Raw genomic sequence first — 24,054 nt, forward strand, 5'->3', positions numbered from 1 at the left:
TTACTTGGGATAACGGATTAAGTGCAGAATATACCCCAAAACAGTTACAGGCTTGGAACTATAAAAAATCAGAGCCTAAATTTATGTTTGCAAGCCCATTTGCAGTTCACTTGGGGTCTTGGCAACTTTTGGTGATCTTGGCTGGGGGAAGGGTCTTGGCAACTTTTGGTGATCTTGGCTGGGGGAAGGCAGAAGGCAGAGGGCAGAGGGCAGAAGGAAGAAAGGAATAAGTAGTAAATTCAAGCTTTAAGTTTATTTAAGCTTGCAACTAATATACTTTGCATTTCCTCAACTTCATTTAATAGGGGTGTGAAAAGATTTTTCTCGGCTAAATCTACTTCTTTGGCAATAATTAATTGCGTATCTAGTTCTCTCAAAGAACCTAAAGCAATATGTAAAAACTGTATATATTCTGGCTTTGAACGCCTACCATAGCCCTCAGCAATGTTGGATGCTACAGATACAGAAGAACGCCGTATTTGGCTAGTTAAACCATACAATTCTGATTGAGGAAATAGGCGTGTAAATTTATAACAATTGATTGCAAGTTGAACTGCTCTTTGCCAAATGAACTGATTTCTATAGCTCATAACTAGGTTGGAAGTCAGACTTCAGAAGTCAAGAAAAAGTTTGAAGTTCAAGAATTATACCGAAGAAAGGCAGATGGCAGAGGGCAGGAGGCAGAAGGAAGAAAATATATTTTGCTCTCTACCAGAGTGTTTAAAAGTATTTTAATTTCTGAAAAGAAGATAAGAAAATTTATCAAAGAACACATAACATGAGAAAAAATGTATGCTTGTTGAACTCCCTAAATTTATTTATCAGTATTTCCTTCTGCCCTCTGCCTTCTGCCTCCTGCCTTCTCTAGGTTGCTAACAAGAATCGTCGCTCAAGCAGGTCTATCTTGGCGCGTCCATACATCTGCCGCTTTAACATTTTCAGTCGATTAATATGCCCTTCAACTGGGCCGTTACTAACTGACATAGTTACACCCGCCTTCACTGCATCGTAATCTTCACGCAACCGTTTAGCAAAACGGCGAAAAGCAGTCAAATTACTATTGTCTGCCATATTTAGCCACAGTTGAAGTTTTCTTGGCAGTCGCTGGCGCACAATTTGAGCGAAACCTTGAGCTAGCTTGATGGCTTCGGCTAAATCTGGATGTTGTGCTGTTAGCAGTGCAATCAATTCCCCATCTTCTGGCTGTTGCGAATCTGGTCTTTGCAGCACTAGCCATACAGCACGACGAGGCGTGAGACAAAGTTTTTTGGGTTGAGTGACCTTTGGTAAAGACTTAACCGAATACCGTTTTCTTGGCTTGATTGCTTGGACAGTACGGATGCGTCGTGTGTAACGAGCTACAGTATCATAACTGCCTTTGTAACCCTGCTGTTGAATTTCCTTAAACAAAATTAAGCCTTCATGACAACCTTCATTCCAGCGTTTAAGGATATATTCATGGTAAGGAACTAAGATACTTCGACCGAGGCTTCTTCGTCTAGTTGGTTCTGGCAATGTAGGAGTACGTAGATAGCGGAATACACTTGTTACTCCAATCCCCACTTGACGAGCTATAGCTTTTCCACTCCAACCTTGGTGATGTAAATCCCAAACTTGCTGATGGATAGCAAGTCGTCTGGCATGGTTGCGGTCTGCTAATTGTATTGCCTGTTGTTCATGGCTTGGTCGTGGTACTTGCACAACTACAGTACCGTCAGTTTGGATTACTGATGAAAGATTGTATGCTTCATCGACAATTTTGAGAGCTTGATGATGCGTAGCGAAAACTTGGTTCAGTGTTTCAGCTAAATTCTGCAATAAGTGAAAGCGGTCTGCAACGTGAATGGCTTCTGGCGCGCCTTGGCGAATACCACTTTCATAAGTTTTTGACCGATCTCGTGAGACGACTTTGACACCAGGGTGAGCTTTTAACCATTCTGCCAAGGTTTCAGCCTTAGCATCTTTTAGTAGAGCAATTGGTCGTCTGCGTTCCAGGTCAATTAGTGCTGTGCCGTAAGTTTTACATTTACGAAAACAGAAGTCGTCTACTCCAAGAGTATGTGGCGTTACGATTGGTGGTAATGGGATGGAGCGGACTAAATTCAATAGTGTATTGCGAGAAACTTTTATCCCCAATTGCTGCGAGAGTCTTACCCCTGCTGCACCCCCATTAGCTAAAGCAATCGCACTTAGTCGTTGAGCTAAACGTAGAGTTCTTCTCGCCCAAGGTGCGGTTACATTGGTCAGCCTTTCTGCAAAAATGCGTCGTTTACATAAAGTGTTAATGCAAAAAAACTTCCGCACCCTTAACTGTAAGGTAATGCTGTAATCAGCCCAGGGTAAATCTGCTAACTTTCGCTCATAGCGACTATGAATTTTATGAGTTGGTTGGTTACAAACTGGACAATTAACTACTCTAGTGATTGCGGAAACAATCACATTTATCTGAGTTTTTATCTCGTCAAGAATGCAATTTTCAAGTTTCAGGTTTGCTGAATCTGGTAATAGATGACTTAGCACTAACATAACCAAGAGTCGGGCTTATCCCTCAAATGTTTGATGGAGTGAAGTTTGAAGTATCTCAATTCAATTATATCTTTCTTACTTCTGCCTTCTGCCCTCTGCCCTCTGCCTTCCCCCAGCCAAGATTACCAAAAGTTGCCAAGACCCATAATGTGAGCCAGAAATTACCTTGTTTGCGAGCCAGAGCATTTATAATTGCGAGCCGCAACAGATAAGGAGACTTATTCAGTAGGCGAACGCGTAAAAGTCGCCCATCACAAGGAAAAATACTACTCAGATTGGGATTGGGGAATTATTCAGAATATTTCCTCTAAGAAAATTGATGTAAAGATGGGTGGCAAATTCATCATAGCCGTTGATATTGCAGATATCGAAAAGGATTCTACACAATGCAACTCAAACACGCCAGTTTCTTTGCAGGAATTGCAGGATTTGAACTCGGAATCAAAGCAGCCGGAGCTTCGGACATCATCACAACAGAATTATTCATTGAAAACAACCCCGACGCTCAAGCAGTTCTCAGATGCAGATATCCAAGTATCCCAATCCACAGCGACATTACAAACTATTACCCTAAATCGGGACAATTCAACCTCTACACAATTGGATTTCCTTGTACCGGAACATCCATCGCTGGAAATGGTACAGAACTTGACCACCCCGAATCAAAGCTTTGGCTTGAAGCTAGCGTGGTAAAACTTACTAGAGAAGAGCGGAAATCCTGTAATCTTGACCTTGTAGCGAAAGAATGGTGCAAAAACTTGGCAAGAAAAAGTTTAAAACCAGAGGCAACATCCTTTGAAGTACTCGATTGTGTTCAAAAAAAATGCCCCTCGTGCGGTCAAGCAATGTGGAATGAATACAATAATCCTCGACATATAAGAACGTTAAATGGGGTAGTAGAACTACAGCTAAAAATTCGGCGATGTCAAAATAAGTCATGTCTGCGGTATAAAAAAGCATATCGACCAGAGCTTGAAGGGTTGCTTGCTCTACCACATAGCGAATTTGGTTTGGATGTGATTGCTTATATAGGAGCATTACGCTATCAGGAACATAGAAGTGTTCCCCAAATACACGCTCACCTGGAATTAAAAGGTATATGTATAAGGTAAGCGTTCGGTGACGCACCTAATTGACAGATATGACGAGTTACTTTCTTTATGGCTAAAAGACCATAAAAGATTAAAAGCAATAGTGGCTAATCAAGGACGGGTGATATTAGCAATTGATGGGATGCAGCCAGAAATTGGACATGAAGTATTATGGGTAATTCGAGATTGCATATCAGGAGAAATTTTACTAGCTAAAACCTTATTATCATCAAGAAATGAAGATTTGGTGGCGTTATTATTAGAAGTAACTAATACCCTAAATGTACCAATTGATGGCGTTGTTAGTGATGGACAACAATCAATTCGTAAAGCTGTTAAAGTAGCATTGCCTAGTATTGCTCATGGTTTATGTCATTACCATTACCTGAAAGAAGCAATTAAACCCATATATGAGGCGGATCGACATGCAAAAAAGGAATTGAAAAAAAAAGTTAGAGGATTACGAGACATTGAACATCTCGGTATCCAGCAATCATATTAATGCGTCCCTGCCGCCGACCTGATTTGAGGTCGTAAAACCGTTCCCCCACAGGTGAGTAGCCATAGCCATAATTGTCTCGTTCATCCATGCCAGACTCATCAACATAGACCAAGTGAGGGGCTTTTGGGTTCTCCAGTTGTTCTAAGAAAGCTGCACGTTTGGCTTCATCCCGTTGGCAATATCCGTATGTTTTTTTTTACGACTATTACGAATCTTCTGTAATGCCCGGGAAATCGTTCGCTGACTAATCGGAACTTCCCATAACTGTGCCATCTCTGCTTGAGTTTTATCTCCATGTGCTTTAACAAATACCCGAAACTTCTCCCAATCGCTGATTTTGCTGTTCTGTTGGGATGCTTGCCTCGGCTTTGGCTTAATTTCCCCTGTTTCGGCTTTGCGCTGAAACCACAAGTTAATTGTATTGCGACTGATATTAAACAGTTGGCTCGCCTCACTTTTCTTGAGACCATCCAACTCAATCGCTTGCATTACTTTTTGCCGGAAGTCATTACTGTAAGGTTTAGCCATTGAAATCGGGTAGTCCGAAAGTCATCATTATACTCTACGTCCTAACTTGGCTGGCTATAGCTATACCAATGAAGATAAGGATTTGGTGACTATTATTGAAGATTATTGTTCGGCAGTCCGTAGTTCTATAACCAATGATGGTCATCCACCGCTAGAGGCATCTGGATTAAAGTTACAAGAAAATTTGACTTTGATAGAACAAAGCTTAGAACGGATGGAAAAAAGAAGTGCTTTACCACCACCTTTAGTCAACCTAAAACACCTGATAGCTAAGGGATTATCTGCGACTGCATCTTTATTTTCACCTGTGAGGGTTGCATATCAGTGGGTTGATAAAGCTAGTAATATTCTCAATAATAAAATAGGTCTTGATGCTGCTGGTGTCAAACAAAGTTATCATCAACTGTTGACAGAAATGTGCCAACAAAAGCAGAAAGCGGGTACCCTGAACACTGCAATCGATAACTTTATAAAAACCACCCGCAGCTACTGGTCTGGACTTTTTCATTGTTATGAAATCGAAGATTTTCCTAGAACTAATAATGACTTAGAACACGCTTTTGGTATGCTGCGTCATCATCAACGCCGTTGTACTGGTCGTAAGGTTGCCCCCTCATCCCTCGTTATTCGTGGTTCTGTCAAACTTGCCTGTGCAATCGCTACTAAACTTCATTCTTTTACCGCATCTGATTTAGCACAAGTTGATATTCATACTTGGCTCGAATTACGCTCTCAATTGCAAAAACACCACAAAGCCAGAATTGAACAATATCGATTTCGCAGAGACCCCAAGGGTTACTTGGCTAATTTAGAGAGTCGTCTTCTCTAGTAAGTTTTACCACACTAGATTATTTCCTTAACTTCCAAAAGTTTTCGATTCACTGACTTACTTCAGTTGGAATTATCATCTTCTATCAGTGCCTTTAATTGAGTTAAGAGCTTTTCTACCTTTGTCTTCTTTTTCGGGTCATCCCAAACTTGAGATTTTTTTAAGCGGCGAAAGGTTTCATCAGCTAGGTCTTTTAATGATGAAGTCTCTGGTTGAGATTGCTGCTCAATTTCTTTAATCTTGCGCTTGATTTCACTCAGTGAGAGATTGTATGCGATCGCATCTTCTAAGAGTTCTTTCCTTGTCTGGTCATTTTTAATTCGTGCGATCGCTCGTGCTTTGGTGTATTCGATTTGTCCAGAACGCAGCACTTCTAAAACGTCTTCGGGCAGTTTCAATAAGGGGAGGCGGTTACTAACAAAAGATTCCCACCCCATCAGCCCTAACTCACTAAATATTGCCTTAATAGACTCAGCTTGGGGTTGAATGATAACGTTATCATTCAATCTTTGAACATCATTTTGCATTCGATAAAATAAGGAAATTACCTCATTTTGGGCGCATTCTAGCCGCAGTGCCACTAGCTGCAAAATGCCTTCTGTTTCTTCTACTGGGTTGAGGTCTTCCCGTTGCAGGTTTTCGACTAAGGCAATGGCAACGGCTTCTGAATCTGTTAATTCACGAATAGTAACAGGGACTTCCACTAATCCTACAGATTGCGCTGCCCGATAGCGTCTTTCTCCGGCTACTAATTCATATTGTCCTGGTTGATTTTGTATTGGTCGAATGAGCAGATTTTCTAAAATACCATGCTGCTTTACCGATTGAATTAGTTGCTCCATCTTGATTGGGTCAAAGTAGCGTCGCGGCTGCTGAGAGGGCAAAGTAATAGCAGATAAAGCCACTGTTGCTGTTGGCTGCTGTGAATCACTTGGCGGCTCGGTGTTTTCAAATACAAAATCCTTGAGTTCCCGCCTTTTATTGGACATTTAGCACCTCCAAAGCTTCTTGAAACAGTGCCTCATAATCGGCTGCGGCTTCGGTGGCTGCTTTACCTGACATTTGAAATACTGTACACCCCTGACCAGGAGCATCAGCAATGCACTGTTTTTGATAGATAGCAGCTTTCATTAAATGAGTTCCCGTGGCACTGAGGGCAACTCTTGCTTCTCGCTCTAACACTGTGCCTTTGGTGGCTCTACTTAAAAATAAAGCCGCTTTGGGATAACCAGAGCGTAGTTCAGTGGCGTGTTTGATAAAACGTAAAATCTTATGACTACTGTGTAAGTCTAACCCAGAAGCTTGGCAGGGAACTAAAGCCAAGTCACAACGAGCCAGTATTGCTTTTGTGGTTTCTGAAAGTGAGCCAGGGGCATCGATGACCAAGGCTGAATATTGGGTGGCTAATTCAGGAATTTTTTCAAACAAATCTTCTGGGTCTTGGATAACTTGATAAGCTAGACCCAAAGACTTAGCCCAGACAGAACTACTTTGTTGGGCATCGGCATCAACCATCAGTGTTTTTTGGCGTTGACTTAGCCAATACGCCAGATGAACAGCAGCAGTTGATTTGCCTACGCCTCCTTTTTGATTGGTAAAGGCGACAATCATGATGGTGAATACTTTGCTTAGGGACTTGCCGCGAGGTTGCCAGCATGGTCATTATCCACCAATTGTCCCGCTTCGTACATTATTTATATGGTGAATAATATTTTTTCATATTTACTTGTATAGTTTAAAGCTAAATATTGTTAAATGTTTAACTTTAAAAGGGGTTACAAGTGCATACAGGGAAATTATTTAGAACTTTTGCGAAATTGCTAATGCCCAGGTGGTAGTAACTATCAGAGTGCTTAATTATAAATAACTTCTATAAATAACCAGGGGAATATAACCCCACAAAAGCCCAGTCATAATAACTGGGTTTTTTGGTGGAGGTACAATAGATAATGCAGCGCAATCGGCATAGACGGTTTCTACGACGGGCTGCGCCTACCCATCCAGCCGTTCTCTTGGAAACTCTTGCTGGTATCAAACCAATGGAAAAGTTAATCCACCAGGGAGGTACTGCCCCTCCTGTTGCCGCGTTATCAGCACGGTGCTTCACTTTTTAGCCTCTGGTGGAAAGCGGAAGATGGAGGAATCGAACCCCTGGGTTTTACCCCACCCCGGTTTTCAAAACCGGTTGCCGACCATTTAGCGGCATCTTCCTTAAAGGGGTGTCTGACGGGACTTGTAGACGTGAAGCGGCTTCTCGTTCGCGTTAGCGTCTCCGAAGGAGAAGAGTACCCGTTATGGCTGGTTTCACAAACCAGTGCCGCGACCGCTTTGGCTAGCTCCATAGGAGCGGCTACGCCAACAGACACCAAAAGTGGAATCAAGGGGATTTGAACCCCTAGCCTTCCGCTTGCAAGGCGGATGCTCTAGCCAGTTGAGCTATGACCCCAGACAGCAGGAGTGGTAGGATTTGAACCTACATAAAACCGTTTAGAAGACGGTTGCCTCATCCATTAGGCGACACTCCCATAAATTGATACCCCTGACAGGATTTGAACCTGTAGAAAACCCGGTTTAAGCGGGCTACGTCTGCCAATTGCGTCACAGGGGTTTGATTTGGTGGGCTGTGTAGGGGTTGAACCTACGCACTTCTGCTTAAGAGGCAGCTGCTCTGCCAACTGAGCTAACAGCCCAAGGTGGGTCGCCAGAGACTCGAACTCTGATCACTCCGCTTAAAAGGCGGGAACTCTAGCCATTGAGCTAACGACCCATGAATCCGAGTGGTAGGATTTGTAGCTTGCTTCTGCGGAGCAGTACCTACGACCGCCTGTTCCCAAAACAGGAGTGCTGCCAAGCTACACCACACCCGGATAATACTGCTGGTGGGAGTTGAACCCACAACCTCTGGTTTCTAAGACCAGCACCTCTTCCAGTTGGGTTACAGCAGCATAATTTGGTACTCCTGGTGGGATTTGTAGCTTGCTTCTGCGGAGCAGTACCTACGACCGCCTGTTTTTGAGACAGCCGCCTCTTCCAATTGGGCTACAGGAGCGTAATTTGGCTGCCCCACCAGGATTTGAACCTGGAATCTCCTACTTCAAAGGTAGGGATGTTGCCAGTTACACCACAGGGCAATAAATGGCTGCCGAGGGAGGGTTTGAACCTACACACTCCTGTTTCAGAGACAGGTGACTCTACCAATTCGTCCACTCGGCAATGAATGGCTGCCCCAGTAGGACTCGAACCTACAACCCCCGCGTTAACAGCGCGTCGCTCTGCCATTGAGCTATGAGGCAATGTGCCAGTCCCCCAGGTCAGAATCGAACTGACGACCTTCTGTTCTTCAGACAGACGCTACTACCAACTGAGCTACCAGGGGATAAGGCGAGAACGGAAGGACTTGAACCTTCACTTTTCGGTTTCGTAGACCGATGTGTTATCCAGTTACACCACGTTCTCAGGCGGAGAGAGAGGGAGTTGAACCCACAGTGAGATGATGAATCTCACGACTGTTTAGCAAACAGCTTGCTCTGCCAATAGCAATCTCTCCAGAATGGGTCGAGTAGGATTTGAACCTACAACGCGAACGCGGCTGTTTTACAGACAGTTACCTACGCCAATAGGTGAGCCGACCCATAAGGCAGTGCTGACGGGGCTTGAACCCGCAATCTCCTGCTTGAAAGACAGGTGGCTTTACCAATTTGCCTACAGCACCATATATGCCATGTAAGTTGAAAAAGCTGTTGATTCATAAACAGGAATTGAACCTGCATAGACTGTTTAAGAGACAGTTGCCTTACCATTAGGCGAGTATGTAAGCTTTTTCGGTCAGGACACGGCAACGCTAAAGACTTGGATTTGAACCCTGACCAAAGGTTTTGGAGACCCTGGTGCTGCCGTTACACCATCTGTGCATTTGGTCGCAGTGGTGGGAGTTGAACCCGCATCAACCAAGTTATGAGCTTGGGGCTTTGCCATTAAGCTACACTGCAATACTTGGAGTCCAGGGTGGGATTTCAACCCACGATTGTCGGTGTTGCAAGCCGATGCCTTAAACACTTGGCGACCTGGACGCAATGTTGCACGGGGATGATGGGATTTGTAGCTTGCTTCTGCGAAGCAGTACCCACGGCTTCCTGTTCGACAGACAGGCACTCGCTTACCAACTGAGTTACACCCCCACATTAAGTGGCAATTATTTAATTTTCATGGTTCTGATAGTGTTTGCTCTGTGCCTTTTTGGGAGGCTCTTTTGCTTCACTACATTTATACTACATAAATACTACAAAGGTGTCAAGGGCATACTACAAACTTTTTTTAGAGGTGAGAGGGCAAGGGTTACTTAATAGCTGTATTGCCCTCTGTGATTGAGTTTGAGTAAATTACTCAGCTTCAGTCAGGCGTTGTGCATTCCAAAACTGTTCTGCGAATGCTACTGCTGGGTGAATTGGGGCTTTGGGCTTGGTTTTTAGTACCATTCCAGCTTCATGTGGCAAGCGATCGCTCTTGTTCTGGTTACACTTTTCACACGCAGTTACAACGTTGTCCCAGGTATGCTGTCCACCTTTGGAGCGGGGAATTACATGGTCAAGCGTTAAATGCTTGGTGCTACCGCAGTATTGGCAGGTGTGGTTGTCTCGCTTCAAAACCTCACGACGGGTTACAGGCGGGACTTTCCAATGCCGTTCAGGATTGCCAATGGTCAAGCGAATGTGTTCTGGTACTTGTAGTACGATACTGGGTGAGCGAACTTCCCACTGTTTTGTAGTACCAAAATTCAACGATTCTGCTTGACCTGTAACTAATAGCACGATTGCGCGTTTAATGTTGATGCGTGCTAGTGGTAGGTAGTTCTTAGAGAAGACTACAACTGAATTTTGTAATATGTGTGGTTGCTGAAAAGGTGGTTGAGCTTCCATCAGTTAATTCACTCCTAAAAAAATAACCCCCGCCTCTGAGATTCAGGAGCGGGGGTCAGGTCGTTGATACTTTTTGCCCTATATCGGTGCTATGAGACATTTGCACCTCCCGCTTTGGATAAGTTGGTCTAGATTCAGCCAACAGGCTAACGCTCCCAAAATGCCAACACTTACAGATTTATCTGTAATGAACAGATACATTCCCTCAAACGCAAATAGCGCGAATACTCTGCCTAAACCCTTGTTGGGTCGGCAATGTGTTGCGCTACTAATGGTTGAGGAGAATCTGCTGATCATTGAATGTTTGTAGTATTTGTAATTCAGACTAATTTCAATAATACACTTGTAGTATGCTTTTGTCTACTGCACAGATGTGGGGGAAAGTCTAACGAGCGATCGCAGTCTCAGACCGGATCGCCTTTTTTCCTCTAAGAAAGTTTACCATCGGTCAATTTCAGCGCATTCTAATTCCAGGATAGAAGCTTGAGCCATTGCTCATCCATCAACAGCAAAAAACCCCGGCGAAACTAACCGAGGTTGATAGGAGAAGTCCGAATTACGATGAGATACAGCGATACCAAAGTCTAAAAATCTTAGCTAACACTTAAAGCAACCAAAACTAGAGTAGTGACAATTAAGGTAGCGAACACACTCTGTATCATGTATTTGCGTTGTTCCCAAATTGCGGGGTACTCAGCATAGTACATCTGGGGTTCAGTTGCATAGTTATTGAGAACGCCGTCTTCGTTAATGGTGGTATACATAATCTTTTCCTGTATTTGTTACTTTATGTAAACTAATTTAACAATATTGTTACAAAGTGTCAATACAACTTGACAAACAATAGTAGATGACTGTAATCAGAACCACTTATGTTGGGGATTTTCTTAGAGGAAAAAAGCGATATCTACGATAAGCTCCGCTAACGCCTATGCAGGTGTGATGAGCTACGCTCCACGCCCAGGTGATCGCTTCTTTAGATAAAGATGAGACATTGCCAAAATTTAAGCTTTTTTTTAGTAAAAAGCCCCCAAAATTTGACTGAAATAAGCACTATTGCTGACTGAGTATTAATCTGATACTTGTATCAATAATTGTTGTAAGTCAATTAAAATTTTCCCAATTAAAAATTTCCGGCGGCGACTACCAAAAATTGCTAAGTCACTGAACTAACTACTTAAGATTTACAACCACGCAAACATAGCAGGCAAACAAAAAAGAGGAGATAAAGTATGTCCCAAATGCTAAATCGTCGTCGATTTCTTCAGGCATCGGCGGCGGCGGCAGCCAGCGTAGGTGTATCCGCGCTTCGCACTGCTGCTGGTGGTGTTGACGAGTATGTTGAGGCGATAGTGATTGGTAGTGGTTTTGGCGGTGCAGTCGCATCATTGCGCCTTGGTCAAGCAGGAATCGAAACAATCGTACTGGAACGAGGACGACGATGGCAAATTACTGATGCAGGCGATACCTTCTCTACAACAGATAACCCAGATGGTCGTGCTGCGTGGCTGAGTTCCACTACGGTTTTACCCCCACCAGTTCCAGAAATCCCCATTGATGTATTTACTGGCGTTCTTGATATTAAGAGAGGTAATGGTATCAATGTATATCGAGGCGCAGGTGTTGGGGGTGGTTCGCTTGTTTACGGAGCTATCACTTATCAACCGACAGAAGAACTATTCTACAAAGTCTTTCCCCGTACTATTAAATACTCTGAACTAGATCGAGTTTATTATCCACGAGTGCGTTCCATCCTCAAGGCATCTCCTATCCCAGACGATATTTTACAAACTGAGTATTATTTGGCCAGCCGTATTCTTCAAGAGCAAGCAGCCAAAGCTGGTTTGAATACACGCAAGATTGACGCAGCCATTGATTGGGATATTGTTCGTCAGGAAATTGCGGGTAAAAAGGTTGCTTCAATTATTAATGGTCAAGTTTATTACGGTACAAATAGTGGTGCTAAAAACAGCTTAGATCGCAACTACCTCAGTATGGCAGAGGCGACTGGTAACGTTGACATTCGACCTCTACATATAGTTACTACGATTGGGGAAGCAGAACGTGGGCGTTATCGAGTTGTTTGCAATCAAATCAACGAGCAAGGAGTTGTACTTGTCCAAAAATCCTTTGTTTGTCGCTATCTATTTTTAGCGGCGGGTTCGATTGGCACTACTGAATTATTGCTGCGTGCTAAAACCAATCGTACTTTGCGCCGACTAAATAATCAGGTAGGAAAGTTTTGGGGAACGAATTCCGATTCAAGCACTGCAATGATTAATGCTGGCCAGACGAATCCAACACCGGGGAATCCAGGTGTAATCGCAGTCGAGCATCTCGACAACCCTATTGCCCCAGTAATACTTGAAGCATTTCACGGACTTCCTTTTGTACCACAAGGTATTCTTCCTGTTCTTGGTCAGGGAATTTCCCAGCCAGAGGGCAATCTTACCTACAATCGTGCTACTCAGTTAGCGGATTTGTTCTGGCCTAACAACTCTGCCGATAGTCAAAGAAATACTCAGGCTCTCCTGTATACTCTCCAACGGCTCAACCAAGCTAATGGTACAAGTCTTGCTGCACCGCCTGACTACAGTTTTACAGCACATCCCCTTGGTGGTGCAACAGTTGGACGAGTGTGCAACAGTCATGGACAGGTGCTTGGTTATTCTAACTTGTTTGTTGTTGATGGTTCATTCATTCCCGGTTCAACAGCCTGCTCTAATCCGTCGCTTACTATTGCTGCTCTAGCAGAACGGAGTATGGATCAATTTCTCAACCGGATTCCTAGACGTAGAAAAATATAACTTGGGGATTCAACCCTAGAGCGATTGCCTCCGGCACTGCGCTCCGCGCAATCACCTGGGCGTGGAGCGTAGCTCAATCTCTACGAGAGGCTGCGCCAACGTCTCCGGCGGGCGGTTACGCCATCGCCCCCACAACCAGAGCGTAGGCGATCACCTGGGCGTGGAGCGTAGCTCATCGCCTTGCCGGAGGCATCGCCTTTTCCTCTAAGAAAATTGTTTAGTTAAGTGCAGCCATAATTGCAGTTTCTATCTAATGTAATGTTTTCTCCTATACAAAGCCTGTTGCTGCATTGATTTTGTTTAAATACTTGGATACTTGAGTATCTGCATACTCGCAAAGTCCGCAGCAACCACACAAGCACTTCTTGACACTCTCACCACTAAATGCTTTGCATTGTAGTGGGAGATTCTTGCTTCAATGGGTTTGTCTAGTTTTGAAGCATCTCTGACTCAAAACCCCGTCCAGATTCCCCTCCACAAGCATCTGTTTAAAGTTCACCGACTGCCCGACGGCAAACTAAAAAATACTTATTCTCATGTATCGTTATCTCATTGACAACATTCGACCCCCCGGTATTCCGGTATTTCCTTTTGGTGATGCGAGTTATCTGGCGAGAAACACCAATCTTGGCTCACTGGGCGCATCTGGGCGCATTGCCATGATTATTTTATCATGCTTGATTCCTAAAATGTCTCCCTGCGGTCGGTTTTACACTGGTCGCAATTCATCATCCCGTTAAGTCGTAAGACTTAACGGGATGATGAATTGCGACATTCAAGATAGTTATTTGTTGGTATTGAACACCTCATCCCCAAAATCTTCTGCGCCACCACTTCAGGAACGCTCATTACCGATAAGCGATTTCCTTTTCTCACCACCATTAGTTCTTCGGGGTTAAATTCTTCTTTGAGCGTTGATAGCAAGATAGGTTGGTCAAAAATTTCCACGAATTCCACTACAACTGTTTGCCAACGTGGGGATTCAGGACTTGATTTTGGATCAAAGTAAATACTATTTAGGTCAAACTGGGTGGGGTCAGCGATGCCCGTTTTCACTACACGCATTAGCCCAGCAATCCCAGGAGGATTGGTGTTGGAGTGATAGAAAAAAGCTAAATCTCCTGGCTGCATTTGGCGCAGAAAGTTACGAGCTTGATAATTACGAACACCGTCCCAAATAGTCTCACGCTGCTGTTGAAGATCAGTAATGCTAAATACTTCTGGTTCTGACTTCATGAGCCAATAATTCATCGCCATTTTCAGTTTTCAGCCCTCATCCTCTGACTTATACTCTAGCCCTTCCTCACCAGGAGTCATCTTTTGAGCAGTGCCATTAAGAATTTGCTCCCACATCTCATCAAAGGTGATACCCCGCTTTTTAGCTAGATATTCCACCCGCTCTTTAATTAGCTTGTCGCGTTCCTGAAGCTTGGCACATAGCAATGATTGTGCCTGGACAACCTTAGTACGACCATTTACCCATGAATCCACATGGAGTAAATCATTGTAATACTCGCCTAGTGCGGGAACTGCTAACCTTTCATCTTTTCTGGGCATTTCATCCTTTCTGGGCAAACCTACTGCATTCATATTGCTACCTAAGTGCTTCTATTTTTCCAAATCTGCCCCAGAATTGGGACAAAAAAGGATTAATAAATATATTGTCCCAATATTGACCCAATATTGGGACAAATGCGCCCAAAATTGATAGGATGCAGAAGTACACAAAAAACTGCTTCAGTTGGCCAGCCAAAGCCATTAAAATATGCTTAAATTCAAGTCAAAAATTATTGCCATAGGGACAAGCTTAGTTCTATCTGGTACTGCCTTACCACCGCGCCCAGTGAGCGCGAATCCTGCGGTACTTGCACCCGCCGCTTTTTGTGCAGGCACGGCTGGGGTGGGATGTGTGTTAGTTGGGGTTGCTATTGTAGGTGGCACTGCTTACTATATTTGGCAATCCAGCAACGGGAAGCATTATGCAGCCGATGCCAATGGACAAATCAACAATTCCGAAAGATTGGTTGGTACAGCCAAGCCTTTGCAGAGTAAAGCTATTTCTGGGATAGAGGCAGCAAAACTAGGGGATGCTCACTGGGCTAATACTATCGCCGACTGTTACAAGATTGGTAAAAAGCTAGGTAAAACACTCAAGAGAAGTCACCTTGCAGTTGGTGGTGGATACTGGTGTATTTTTCCTGGAGAAACAACAAGTTTTGGAGATAACAGATGAACCTACAAGAATTAGAACAGTTCAACGAGTTAAGAGGCGACACACTTTTAACATCCATCCAGACTTTTCCTAGCTTCAATGCACCAGGATATGAACTTACGGGAGGAATGGAAATTTGTGCTGGAGTCGATGATGCGATCGCTGAGATTGAATCTATAGTGTGGACTGCTGGTTATAGAAACAACCCTGAACACGAATGGAAGCTGGTTAGCTATGAGGTGTTTGTACCTCAAAAGATGGTTTTAGTTGGCAATGGTAATATGCCGTCATGCGAAACTGTACCAGTTCATAATGCTGTCATCTACTGCTATTACAGTCCGGTAAACCCAGAAGTAATTAACCAGTTGATCCAACAAAACCAACCTTGGGTTATAGACAAGAGTAATAGGTGACGTACTCCACACACTCCCCTTCTCTGCGAGACGCTACGCGAACGGGTGAGTGTGGGCTTCTCAACGACTCCTCTATGAGGACATTAATTGAGCTTTAAGACCGTGCGCCCCACGGTTCTTTATGTTTATAGCCGCGTTTAAATCCCTACAAATACTTGTATGACAAATAGGACAGTTGTGTATTCTTTGAGATAACGATTTTTTAACTTTGTGACCACAGTTAGAACATTCTTGGCTTGTACCGTTGGGATTCACAGTGATTACTTTTAAACCAGCATTTATGCCTTCGGCACGCTACGCGAACGGCTTTGTTTGAAAGTATGGTTACAAACTGTCCCCATCCAGCATCATTGATACTTTTAGCCAGTCTTGTTTTAGCTAGTCCTTTTATATTCAACTTTTCTACAGCTACAACATCATACTTATCTAGCAATGTTTTGGCTGTTTTGAAGTGAAAATCTTTCCGAGTGTCAGCAACTTTTTTATGCTGTTTCCCCAGTTTTTGAATAGCTTTTTTACGACGATTAGAGCCTTTTTTACGCCTTGAAACCTTGCGTTGTGCTGACTTTAGTCTACGTTCAGCTTTGCGTAGATATTTAGGTGCAGCAACTCTATAGCAATCAGAGGCTACATAAAAATCAATTAAGCCAACGTCAATACCAACAATATTGTCAGGATTGAAATCAGGTTTAACAGTTGGCACTGTTTTATCGTCAAGACTTAGCGTCACATAATACCCGCCTGCTTTTTTAGTGACAGACACAGTTTTAATATCAAACCTATCGGGTATTTGACGATGTAGAATTACTTTAACGTCTCCAATTTTCGACAGAGTAATTTTATTGTTAGCAAAGTGGTGATGTTTAAATTGGGTGTAAGTAAAAGTTTTATATTGCCCTTTACCCTTGAACCTAGGTCTACCAGACTTCTTACCATTAACATCACCTTTTAAGCATCTGTCAAAAGCTAGTTCAACTTTTTTAGGGACTTCTTGCAATACTTGAGAGTGAATCTCTTTATACCAAGGTCTATCTACTTTGAGTTGAACTAGAGAGGCTTTTTGATTGTAGTAATTAGGCTGTTCTTTGAATTCTGGTAGATGACAAATTAACGGACATCTATCAATAGGACAGCGATTCATTTCATACCAGTCAAACCTTTGAGCAAGTAAATAATTATATTGATGACGCAACATTTCTAGAGTTTTATCTATTTTTCCTGCTTGCTCTTTAGTTGGCTTGATTTTGTATTGGTATGATATCTTCATTGCTTTATCCTTACTTTCGACCTGTTTATACATTAGCATAAATGTAACGACATTGTACTGGCATTTATGAAAAATAAAACATTGAATTTAAGGATATCTGAGCGCAGATTGAATAAACTACGGTTATATGCGAGTCAGAACGATAAAACCATGACTCATATAATTGAAGACTTTATAGACTCGCTCAAAGTTAAAAATGGTGATTCCGACGCGGGAGTACCCGCTAACGCTTCGCTATCATCGACCCCACTCCCTAATCAACCTAGCGGTTGATAGTGGTCGGAGGTCAATTCGTCACCACCCCACCATTCATCCCACGCTGCACTTTCCTGCGGAACGCTAACGCGAACGTGTCAGTCGTGGGGCTTCTGTCGGTTAAAGCTAAAATTAAGATTCTCTTGCTGTGCTGCACCCAATAAATATGGCAATTTTTCAATGTCCCTCCAGTCATGTCGGTTTTAGGCTAAAGCTGGGGGGATATGTTTGTCACTGTGCCGATTGATTTCCTACCTTAGTAGATAAACTAGCGATCGCCTGGGCGTGGAGCGTAGCTCATCGCCTGTTGAGCAATTACTTCCTCTAAGAAAATAGTTTGATAAAACAGGAGTAGATTTTGTTCTGCCATTAATGACAACCACCAAGATCCATTTAGTTGTAGGCATTCAGCACACAACTCTATTGGTATATTGGTATATTACACAGAGGTTGATTGCTGGCAGTTCCGGTTGATTAGTCCCAGTGGTGCAGTGTTTGGTGAGCGCAAACTTTACTACACTCCTGAAACAGCAGAAAAAGCAGGGCGTGAGTGGATAGGTCAGGAAAGCTGAAGAGGTGCAATCGCACCTCTTCAGCCCCGAACGATGCCCAGCCAGAAATGTACTTTTCTTTTACTGGTTTTCACGAATTAAAACTTAGCGTAGATGAAGAGTCGGGTATAGGGGTGTGATGTATTTAGGGAATGGGGTCAAATGAGCATCCGTGCAGAAAGTTACGCTAAGGCTGTAACCCTTACTGGATAAGCATTCTGAAAATCGATATTTTTCGCAATTCTCGATGTATCAATTAACCTATAGATTATTTGGTGCAACGATTTAATACGACACAGCAAGGGTTTGAAGCTCCTAAATTTCTGAGACTTTAATTGGTACAGTCTTATCAGTGGCGATCGCCGCATTGAAAGTGGCTCATCAATTCCTTAGCGTAACTTTCGGAATCACTGCTCATTTCACCCCGGAATGGAGAAAACTGTGAACAAGTTCTTGGGGTGCGCTCACCCTTGTCACAAACGACTCCGAATAACCACCGTCGTGGGTGGTTTGACCTCAGCCCCTGCTGCAATTATTGCCAATTCTGCTGGGAGAAGTTTGGACTCTGGACTCAATTGAGATAGTCTGGACTCTTTATTGTTGATGTTTTTCTTGCTGTTCTTCATTTTTTTGTGAATGGTATTGAGTGTATGTTTTGGGGTTTAATTCCCTCACTCACTACATACGACAGTCAAGATGTTTGATGCACTATCCGTTTTTTAGCGCGAACGCACCTATCGGGATAAACACACGAAGAGCGATCACCTACGGTGGAGCGTAGCTCAATCTCTACGAGAGGCTGCGCCAACGCCTCCGGCGGGCGGTTACGCCATCGCTTTCTATCTAAGCAGGTGTTTTCCCTCAAAACCTCGGTAACACTGTACCTGTCCCTGCGTCTTTTTTTGTGCGGACATAAGCCTTGGTTGTATCGGTTTTACTATGCCCCAACTGGTTTTGCACCTCAAAAACATTTTTATGCTCGACTGCTCTTGTCGCGTGAGAATGCCTGAGCCAGTGACAAGAAAACTTCACCTTCGCCACCTCAGATATATCCTGAATCAATCTTTTAATCGCCCGATCGCTCAACGGCAACCCCCGCTTTTTCGGGTCAGGCGACATATTGGGGAACACTGGCATCTTGTCACTAGCCATCCCCCGATACTTCTTGAAAACGAGCGAAGTCTGATGGTCTAACCCAATCTCGCGGTACTTGCCACCTTTGCCTCGAAACTTAAGCGTATAGTATCCCCGGTTTCTATCCTCTGGTATCGGGTCGGGATACCACTGGAAATTATGCCAATATAACCCCGGATAATCTTCCTTGGGTAGCCTTGGTTCATCACCTGGAACTGTTACTCTACCAACTTCACCAACTCGCATCCCACTATAAAAAAGCAAATTAAAAACTAGCCAATGCTTACCCCCCAACTGCACAGCAGCATCAGCTAGCTTCTTCATTTCCCAATCTTCTAGATAACGTTCAGCTTTGGGTAAATTACTGAAATTGTCGTAATTAATGGTACTAGCTATATTCCGCAAAAAATAACCAACATTCTCCCCACTCCCGTAACTCCAGAGAGATCGCAACATCAGCACTTGGTTAGATTTAGTATAAGGGGAAACCTCACCCCAAAAAGCAACAAATTCGAGTAACTTTGGTTGCTGTAGCAATCTTAAATCGGGTATGCCTTCACTTCGTACCCAATCGAGTAATTTTTGACCAAATCGATAGTATTTTCGCTTAGTTTGCTCCCGGTTTTGACTGCCAGCCCAAGCTAAGATTAGCTCCTCGTCGTCACCAACAGCAGGGGTGCGGTAATAATATTGCCGGATTACCTCCTCCACCAATTGAGGGGTTACTTGCTGTGAAGTATTTGGCGTTACCATTTTCCCTGGATTGGCAGGAAGAATTTCTACAGAGCTAACCTCAATATTAGTAACATCCATTGGGGAAACAAGAATTACGCGACCATAAACATCTAACTTCCTGGAAGTGCGCTTTCAGGAAGCTTATATTTTATTCTAGAGCTTAAGTGGATGTGCTGGTATGAAGAGAACGCTTAAACCTTCGCTTTAGCTTTGGGGTTTGTGGTAATAAATGAGTAATGAGTAATGAGTAAACACCTGAATCTATGGCAAAAACTCAACCAACGACAGCAAGCCACCCTCACCGCTATCTACCACGCTGACCAATCGACGGAGGCAGCACAAAAAGAAGCTTGGCTATTAGGTTCACCCAGAGAATCTGCTGCTGTGTGGCGGAATCTGCAATATTATTTTGAACCCACAAGCCATGAAACTTTATTGCATAGGTTGCTGAGAAAGGCTGGTGTAGTTGATCAAGGACTAGGTTCAACTTTGCGAGTGCTGGAAGGATACAACTTAATCCAATGTAATTATGACGGCAGTGAACTAATTTCTATTAAGCTGACCACAACTGGACGTGCTGTTGTGCGTGCGGGGTTAGGTGAATCAGCACCCAAAAAACCACCCAAGGGACAGTTAAAACCAAGGCAGTGGGCAGCATTGGTCACTGCCTATCTTTCAGGTGAGAACGGAATAGACAGTGGTGCAAGCTTGGGTGATTACGCTGGGTTTAGTTGGCGGTGGACTTGGTTAAGACTGGTAGATTATTACGGAACAGACAATGGCCTAGTTAAAGAAGTAGGCTACTGGAACAAAAACGGTCAACACTCAACCAAGCTGGTTGTTACTCAGGTGGGGATGGAGTTTTACCGTCAGCAGTGGGAACATTACCACGCTCTTTACCCAGATGTGAATGCCCCTATTCCTGAGTAGTAGGTCATGCTGCTCTTAAGCCTTAGACACAACTCATTCTTATGTTGAATGCTCCTTTATTAAACCCTATTGGGGAGACTATTTGTTGATTAATCAATCTCAGTCACTAGCCATTGCCACTCGGTGACTACAGATTGGGGAATATTTAGAACCAATGGCTTTTCGCCTTTAACTGGTACATAAAGAAGAAGGGCATCGGTGGTTGGCAGTTTGGGTAAAACATCAGTTAAGTTATATTCCCCTACATTGGGGGCTGGTGCAGTTATGGCGTAAGCGTCGGATGCACTTAACAATTTTCCTGATGTTGCCTCAATTTCTAATGGTTGGGGGTGGGCAATTTCAACTACACCAGGAAACGCCACTAAACGTAACCTTAAATCTCGAACTGGATTGTTGTAATTTTGTTTGAACAGTAGCACCTGCCAAGCGTAACCTTGTTTATCTTTAATCGATACTTGGGAGTGGTAGCGCAAAACGCCAGGGGAGTCATGATGTTGTCGCAGCAGTGCAACTGCTGGTTTTACACTCCATCCACAAAAAGTCAACGCTATCAGGATTACCAGGACGCAACGCCAGAAATATTGGGTAAATTTTCGCTTCAAATAACACATCTTTTTAGTACATAAATACTATTAAAATTATTGTTTCACTGGATGGTAAAGTTCAGTTCTAGCGTCCCATTCCCACCCCACACTCATGGGGTCACGGTGACGCGACCAACTAATAAATTCTTTGGGGCTTAGTTTCTCTGTTTCTACAATCAGGCTTTGGGGACTAACAGCCAGTCTTTGAGCTAAACTTTCATTTGTCCTGGGTAACAGTTCAACTTGGGGTTGTTGGTGTGAGTACACTTGTCTGCGCGGTCTGTTGTTGTTGCTGTTATATCTCCCAGAGCTAATAGCCCTCTCCATCTGCTCCAGCTTCTTGGTGATTGTATCTAGTTTAGTTTCTAGATTGGATTCCAATTTCTCCAGTTTCTCCTCCAATTTGCCTGAGTTATTGATATCAATACTGCTATCAAACTGGGCTATCAATTCCTCTAAGGCTTGCAACAAGGCAATTGTATGCCCTTGACGGTGCAACTTGGATAGTTGGCGTACTGCTGGAATTAAGGCAGTAGGCACACGAATCATTTCACTTGGTGGGGTTTTTAGGTCAGTCATTTGATATCAAATTTGATAGCAATAAACTGATGATAGATGAAAAGGGAACGCCTACACCCACAACTATTTTCTTAGAGGAAAAGTGAGCGAGCAGCTACGATCCGCCGAAAGAGCGATGGCGTAACCGCCCAGCGTAGCTGCTCGCCGCTCACTAGAATTTTCTTAGAGGAAACTTAAGCAATAGGGGGAGCGATTGCTTGAGGAGCAGAAATTTTATATTAAACTGGCAGTTGACATAGAACGCCGTATACTGGCTGGTAGCGGTGAAAAGTTACCTTCTCTGTGGACACCAACTTACTAAGACAACGGATGCTCCTGTTCTTCTTCTTCAACTTTTTCTGCTGCTCATCTTTCTTCTTGAAGATTGTCTTGCTTGAGAGCTTTCCGAGCTAATTTTACATAGGTTTTAACAGTCAACGGCGGCATATTTAGATCATCAGCGATCGCCTGGAGTGATTCTCCCATTTCTCGACGAGCCAAAACAGTTGCCCAGGTAGCGGCGATTTTATCAGTGCGATCGCCACCCTTGCGTTTGCGTTGTGCTGTAAATAACTCTGTCAATTCTTCGATCCGCTCTGCCAACATATTCTCCAACAACTGAGCCGATGTAGTTGGCTTTTGTTCTAACCAGTCTAAACGTGTTTGCCCTAAACCAAATGTCGTTTTATGTCCTGTACCGCAATAGGGAGCTAACTGCACCAAAGCATAAAATAACTGGGTAAAGTCTGCATTAGCTAACCCTGCCCGGCTCAAACCTAAAGACATTGCACCTGTAAAACCTGTGACTGACCCCCGCTTCCCTGCTGCTACTTTCTCTGACTGCAAACGATGTTGATGAATGATCACGTTTTCATCTATCCATTGCAGAAAACTCTCTTGATCCACTGGCATATTTGAAAAGTCGTTCCATCGCCGCAAGTAACTATGAAACAGATTTTCTGGTACTGGCAGAGGGAAATGATGACCTTTACGCCGAAAACTGGTGGGTGAAACAAAGCTTAGATTGACTAATGATGGTTGCTTTGATGTTTGCAATAAATGTGCATAAGTTGTTGGTGCATGAGCGATACTCACCTGTGTTATCTGTAGAGGTGTGCCACTTAACTCAATAGTTTTTGGTAAGTTCGTCAACCATTCTTTGAGGAACAATGCCACTTTTTGAGACAGTGCATTGATATGCCAGTGGTAGGTTTGCTTGGCTTCTAACCTTAATTGCTTGCCACTAGGTAGCAGTTGTCCTTCTAATGCTGAGATATTGAAGGGTTTTTCTGATTCTCCATCATGAAGATAGGCTGAAAGGCCTGGGTCAACTTGCTGCACTTGATGCAGAAACCAAGCATGAAGTCCGATTGTGTACTGTGAGTAGAGAGAAGCTGAGTCAGTTGCCTCCAGATCAAACACCAAGCCTACCAATTCTGTCTCATCTGCCCAAGTGGGTATTGAGGATGTTGGCACTGATTTGGCTTGAGGCTTGCGTTTGGGCGTTGTGGCTGCTCTTGGCATCGCTTGGGTTGACTCAATATGTGTTGAATATTTTAGGCGATTTCATCCCCCTATGGGGAATTTTCTGGTAGGTTTTGGGGAATTGGGCGATCGCTTGTTTCCGTTCTTGAGCAGAGTCAGCCAAATATGTGCAATCAATAACTAATACCTATCAAGAGCGAAAACTTGTATCTACTTTCTGGGTAATCTCTGCTCGCTCTACCTTTACCAAGTTGTCTCTTGCCGCCATAGTGATATACAGAGTAATTCCACAATCAACTGCTGCCATAACCAATGCTGCCGATAGAGTTTTAGTCCCCCCAGTGTAATCAGCCATAATTTCATTACTTGGATCTACCTGCAAATCACGGATGAAAGTGTGAACCTTGGGGTAGCACTCACTTAAATCGTCCGGGTTTTGTACCAGAATTAAATCTCGTTCTTTTTGAAAGCGATCGCCCAGTCCTAACTGCGTAGGGATATTGGGTAATCTTTCAAGAACTTCTGCACCTCGACGCAGTTCACAAGGGGTTCCTTCTCCGATAACTTGCGATTTGCTACCTTTTTCACCATCGGAGGCGATAAAGATTACGCGATCAGGTTGTAAGCTGCGGATGGCTGTGATGATGGGTTGGAAAGAACCGCCGACGGTGATGAGGAGGATTTTGGACATGGGAGTTAATTTTTATTAATTGTCTTGCAATGATTATGCT

The 24,054-nt window shown here is 43.6% G+C and carries 24 protein-coding genes, 20 tRNA genes and 3 pseudogenes; 9 read left to right on the forward strand and 38 right to left on the reverse strand.

From position 1 onward, the window contains the following. Nucleotides 1–230 (forward strand): annotated as a pseudogene (locus VB693_RS24450) (hypothetical protein); the annotation flags it as partial. 9 nt (nucleotides 231–239) lie between these two features. Here the strand turns inward: VB693_RS24450 and VB693_RS24455 are convergent. Beyond that, nucleotides 240–590 (reverse strand): four helix bundle protein, encoded by a 351-nt coding sequence (locus VB693_RS24455; protein WP_114085619.1) that lies wholly within the window; start codon nucleotides 588–590, stop codon nucleotides 240–242. A 274-nt stretch (nucleotides 591–864) separates the two neighbouring features. Next, a complete protein-coding gene (locus VB693_RS24460; RefSeq protein ID WP_323268538.1) occupies nucleotides 865–2,526 on the reverse strand; it encodes an ISL3 family transposase in 1,662 nt (553 codons plus the stop codon). A gap of 386 nt (nucleotides 2,527–2,912) precedes the next feature. Between VB693_RS24460 and VB693_RS24465 the strand changes: the two are divergent. Both VB693_RS24465 and VB693_RS24470 read left to right on the forward strand, forming a co-directional pair. Then, nucleotides 2,913–3,197: pseudogene (locus VB693_RS24465) on the forward strand (DNA cytosine methyltransferase); the annotation flags it as partial. Between the two features lie 174 nt (nucleotides 3,198–3,371). After that, nucleotides 3,372–4,092 (forward strand): annotated as a pseudogene (locus VB693_RS24470) (ISNCY family transposase); the annotation flags it as partial. Here the strand turns inward: VB693_RS24470 and VB693_RS29100 are convergent. Then, nucleotides 4,070–4,207 carry a hypothetical protein gene (locus VB693_RS29100; RefSeq protein WP_416233419.1) on the reverse strand — a complete coding sequence of 46 codons (138 nt, stop codon included), beginning with the start codon at nucleotides 4,205–4,207 and terminating at the stop codon, nucleotides 4,070–4,072. The pseudogene VB693_RS24470 and the gene VB693_RS29100 overlap by 23 nt on opposite strands. A 53-nt stretch (nucleotides 4,208–4,260) precedes the next feature. Beyond that, a complete protein-coding gene (locus VB693_RS24475) occupies nucleotides 4,261–4,647 on the reverse strand; it encodes a helix-turn-helix domain-containing protein (protein WP_416233420.1) in 387 nt (128 codons plus the stop codon). 85 nt (nucleotides 4,648–4,732) lie between these two features. Between VB693_RS24475 and VB693_RS24480 the strand changes: the two genes are divergently transcribed. Continuing rightward, on the forward strand, nucleotides 4,733–5,476 hold the full coding sequence (locus VB693_RS24480; RefSeq protein WP_323268539.1) for a hypothetical protein: 744 nt from the start codon (nucleotides 4,733–4,735) through the stop codon (nucleotides 5,474–5,476). Nucleotides 5,477–5,538: 62 nt separating this feature from the next. Here VB693_RS24480 and VB693_RS24485 read toward each other — a convergent pair whose 3' ends face one another. The 25 genes from VB693_RS24485 to psb34 form a co-directional block, all read right to left on the reverse strand. After that, a complete protein-coding gene (locus VB693_RS24485; protein WP_323268540.1) occupies nucleotides 5,539–6,465 on the reverse strand; it encodes a ParB/RepB/Spo0J family partition protein in 927 nt (308 codons plus the stop codon). Next, nucleotides 6,455–7,087, reverse strand: a complete 633-nt coding sequence (locus VB693_RS24490) for an AAA family ATPase (RefSeq protein ID WP_323268541.1) — start codon at nucleotides 7,085–7,087, stop codon at nucleotides 6,455–6,457. The genes VB693_RS24485 and VB693_RS24490 overlap by 11 nt, the downstream gene beginning before the upstream one ends. 259 nt (nucleotides 7,088–7,346) lie before the next feature. Further along, on the reverse strand, nucleotides 7,347–7,583 hold the full coding sequence (locus tag VB693_RS24495; protein WP_323268542.1) for a hypothetical protein: 237 nt from the start codon (nucleotides 7,581–7,583) through the stop codon (nucleotides 7,347–7,349). A 265-nt stretch (nucleotides 7,584–7,848) separates the two neighbouring features. Beyond that, nucleotides 7,849–7,922 (reverse strand) — tRNA-Ala (locus tag VB693_RS24500). A gap of 6 nt (nucleotides 7,923–7,928) precedes the next feature. Beyond that, nucleotides 7,929–8,001, reverse strand: a tRNA-Arg gene (locus VB693_RS24505). Nucleotides 8,002–8,010: 9 nt separating this feature from the next. Next, nucleotides 8,011–8,084: transfer RNA gene (locus VB693_RS24510), tRNA-Leu, on the reverse strand. 6 nt (nucleotides 8,085–8,090) lie between these two features. After that, nucleotides 8,091–8,166 (reverse strand) — tRNA-Lys (locus VB693_RS24515). 4 nt (nucleotides 8,167–8,170) lie between these two features. Then, a tRNA-Lys gene (locus VB693_RS24520) sits at nucleotides 8,171–8,243 on the reverse strand. A gap of 5 nt (nucleotides 8,244–8,248) precedes the next feature. Further along, nucleotides 8,249–8,343 (reverse strand) — tRNA-Pro (locus tag VB693_RS24525). Nucleotides 8,344–8,347: 4 nt separating this feature from the next. Further along, nucleotides 8,348–8,421 (reverse strand) — tRNA-Leu (locus VB693_RS24530). 6 nt (nucleotides 8,422–8,427) lie between these two features. Beyond that, nucleotides 8,428–8,525: transfer RNA gene (locus VB693_RS24535), tRNA-Leu, on the reverse strand. Nucleotides 8,526–8,531: 6 nt separating this feature from the next. Next, a tRNA-Gln gene (locus VB693_RS24540) sits at nucleotides 8,532–8,607 on the reverse strand. Between the two features lie 5 nt (nucleotides 8,608–8,612). Next, nucleotides 8,613–8,689: transfer RNA gene (locus tag VB693_RS24545), tRNA-Gln, on the reverse strand. Nucleotides 8,690–8,694: 5 nt separating this feature from the next. Next, nucleotides 8,695–8,769, reverse strand: a tRNA-Asn gene (locus VB693_RS24550). A gap of 9 nt (nucleotides 8,770–8,778) precedes the next feature. Next, nucleotides 8,779–8,852: transfer RNA gene (locus VB693_RS24555), tRNA-Phe, on the reverse strand. Between the two features lie 6 nt (nucleotides 8,853–8,858). Continuing rightward, nucleotides 8,859–8,932, reverse strand: a tRNA-Arg gene (locus tag VB693_RS24560). Between the two features lie 3 nt (nucleotides 8,933–8,935). Then, nucleotides 8,936–9,023 (reverse strand) — tRNA-Ser (locus tag VB693_RS24565). Nucleotides 9,024–9,027: 4 nt separating this feature from the next. Further along, nucleotides 9,028–9,108 (reverse strand) — tRNA-Tyr (locus VB693_RS24570). 6 nt (nucleotides 9,109–9,114) lie between these two features. After that, nucleotides 9,115–9,188 (reverse strand) — tRNA-Glu (locus VB693_RS24575). Between the two features lie 34 nt (nucleotides 9,189–9,222). Further along, a tRNA-Lys gene (locus VB693_RS24580) sits at nucleotides 9,223–9,290 on the reverse strand. Nucleotides 9,291–9,390: 100 nt separating this feature from the next. Further along, nucleotides 9,391–9,465, reverse strand: a tRNA-Ile gene (locus VB693_RS24585). A 5-nt stretch (nucleotides 9,466–9,470) separates the two neighbouring features. Then, nucleotides 9,471–9,546: transfer RNA gene (locus tag VB693_RS24590), tRNA-Cys, on the reverse strand. Nucleotides 9,547–9,557: 11 nt separating this feature from the next. Beyond that, nucleotides 9,558–9,654 (reverse strand) — tRNA-Asp (locus tag VB693_RS24595). Between the two features lie 201 nt (nucleotides 9,655–9,855). Continuing rightward, on the reverse strand, nucleotides 9,856–10,392 hold the full coding sequence (locus VB693_RS24600; RefSeq protein WP_323268543.1) for an HNH endonuclease: 537 nt from the start codon (nucleotides 10,390–10,392) through the stop codon (nucleotides 9,856–9,858). 593 nt (nucleotides 10,393–10,985) lie between these two features. Beyond that, the gene (gene psb34, locus VB693_RS24605) at nucleotides 10,986–11,156 is read right to left on the reverse strand and encodes a photosystem II assembly protein Psb34 (protein ID WP_323268544.1); all 171 of its coding nucleotides are present in this window, start codon (nucleotides 11,154–11,156) and stop codon (nucleotides 10,986–10,988) included. 468 nt (nucleotides 11,157–11,624) lie between these two features. On the opposite strand from psb34, the gene VB693_RS24610 reads away from it, so the two are divergent. After that, nucleotides 11,625–13,199 carry a GMC oxidoreductase gene (locus VB693_RS24610; protein ID WP_323268545.1) on the forward strand — a complete coding sequence of 525 codons (1,575 nt, stop codon included), beginning with the start codon at nucleotides 11,625–11,627 and terminating at the stop codon, nucleotides 13,197–13,199. A 536-nt stretch (nucleotides 13,200–13,735) separates the two neighbouring features. Further along, complete coding sequence (locus VB693_RS24615; protein ID WP_323268546.1) at nucleotides 13,736–13,939, forward strand: hypothetical protein; 204 nt, start codon at nucleotides 13,736–13,738, stop codon at nucleotides 13,937–13,939. Between the two features lie 10 nt (nucleotides 13,940–13,949). Here the strand turns inward: VB693_RS24615 and VB693_RS24620 are convergent, their stop codons facing one another. Both VB693_RS24620 and VB693_RS24625 read right to left on the reverse strand, forming a co-directional pair. Then, entirely contained in the window at nucleotides 13,950–14,450 is a 501-nt protein-coding gene (locus tag VB693_RS24620; protein WP_323268547.1) for an EVE domain-containing protein, read from the reverse strand. Between the two features lie 15 nt (nucleotides 14,451–14,465). Next, nucleotides 14,466–14,789 carry a hypothetical protein gene (locus tag VB693_RS24625; protein ID WP_323268548.1) on the reverse strand — a complete coding sequence of 108 codons (324 nt, stop codon included), beginning with the start codon at nucleotides 14,787–14,789 and terminating at the stop codon, nucleotides 14,466–14,468. Nucleotides 14,790–14,964: 175 nt separating this feature from the next. Between VB693_RS24625 and VB693_RS24630 the strand changes: the two genes are divergently transcribed. Both VB693_RS24630 and VB693_RS24635 read left to right on the forward strand, forming a co-directional pair. Then, entirely contained in the window at nucleotides 14,965–15,432 is a 468-nt protein-coding gene (locus VB693_RS24630; protein WP_323268549.1) for a hypothetical protein, read from the forward strand. Further along, a complete protein-coding gene (locus VB693_RS24635) occupies nucleotides 15,429–15,824 on the forward strand; it encodes a hypothetical protein (RefSeq protein WP_323268550.1) in 396 nt (131 codons plus the stop codon). Before VB693_RS24630 ends, VB693_RS24635 begins: the two co-directional genes overlap by 4 nt. Before the next feature lie 72 nt (nucleotides 15,825–15,896). Here VB693_RS24635 and VB693_RS29105 read toward each other — a convergent pair whose 3' ends face one another. The 3 genes from VB693_RS29105 to VB693_RS24645 all read right to left on the reverse strand — a co-directional run bounded on the left by VB693_RS29105 (nucleotide 15,897) and on the right by VB693_RS24645 (nucleotide 19,844). After that, entirely contained in the window at nucleotides 15,897–16,079 is a 183-nt protein-coding gene (locus tag VB693_RS29105) for a zinc ribbon domain-containing protein (protein WP_416233421.1), read from the reverse strand. Beyond that, entirely contained in the window at nucleotides 16,045–17,130 is a 1,086-nt protein-coding gene (locus VB693_RS24640; RefSeq protein ID WP_416233422.1) for an RNA-guided endonuclease InsQ/TnpB family protein, read from the reverse strand. Before VB693_RS24640 ends, VB693_RS29105 begins: the two co-directional genes overlap by 35 nt. Nucleotides 17,131–18,758: 1,628 nt before the next feature. Continuing rightward, nucleotides 18,759–19,844, reverse strand: coding sequence for a site-specific integrase (locus VB693_RS24645; RefSeq protein WP_323268551.1), 1,086 nt, complete (start codon nucleotides 19,842–19,844; stop codon nucleotides 18,759–18,761). 165 nt (nucleotides 19,845–20,009) lie between these two features. Here VB693_RS24645 and VB693_RS24650 point away from each other — a divergent pair, with 165 nt between their 5' ends. Further along, a complete protein-coding gene (locus tag VB693_RS24650; RefSeq protein WP_323268552.1) occupies nucleotides 20,010–20,696 on the forward strand; it encodes a hypothetical protein in 687 nt (228 codons plus the stop codon). Between the two features lie 89 nt (nucleotides 20,697–20,785). Here VB693_RS24650 and VB693_RS24655 read toward each other — a convergent pair whose 3' ends face one another. The 4 genes from VB693_RS24655 to VB693_RS24670 form a co-directional block, all read right to left on the reverse strand. Then, on the reverse strand, nucleotides 20,786–21,307 hold the full coding sequence (locus VB693_RS24655; RefSeq protein WP_323268553.1) for a DUF3122 domain-containing protein: 522 nt from the start codon (nucleotides 21,305–21,307) through the stop codon (nucleotides 20,786–20,788). A 27-nt stretch (nucleotides 21,308–21,334) separates the two neighbouring features. Further along, entirely contained in the window at nucleotides 21,335–21,859 is a 525-nt protein-coding gene (locus tag VB693_RS24660) for a hypothetical protein (RefSeq protein ID WP_323268554.1), read from the reverse strand. Between the two features lie 345 nt (nucleotides 21,860–22,204). Continuing rightward, nucleotides 22,205–23,362 (reverse strand): CRISPR-associated endoribonuclease Cas6, encoded by a 1,158-nt coding sequence (cas6, locus tag VB693_RS24665; protein ID WP_323268555.1) that lies wholly within the window; start codon nucleotides 23,360–23,362, stop codon nucleotides 22,205–22,207. A 151-nt stretch (nucleotides 23,363–23,513) separates the two neighbouring features. After that, complete coding sequence (locus VB693_RS24670) at nucleotides 23,514–24,014, reverse strand: hypothetical protein (RefSeq protein WP_323268556.1); 501 nt, start codon at nucleotides 24,012–24,014, stop codon at nucleotides 23,514–23,516. Nucleotides 24,015–24,054: the final 40 nt, after the last annotated feature.

The sequence above is a fragment of the Anabaena sp. UHCC 0399 genome (assembly GCF_034931465.1).
GTDB classification, from domain to species: Bacteria; Cyanobacteriota; Cyanobacteriia; order Cyanobacteriales; family Nostocaceae; genus Trichormus; species Trichormus minutissimus.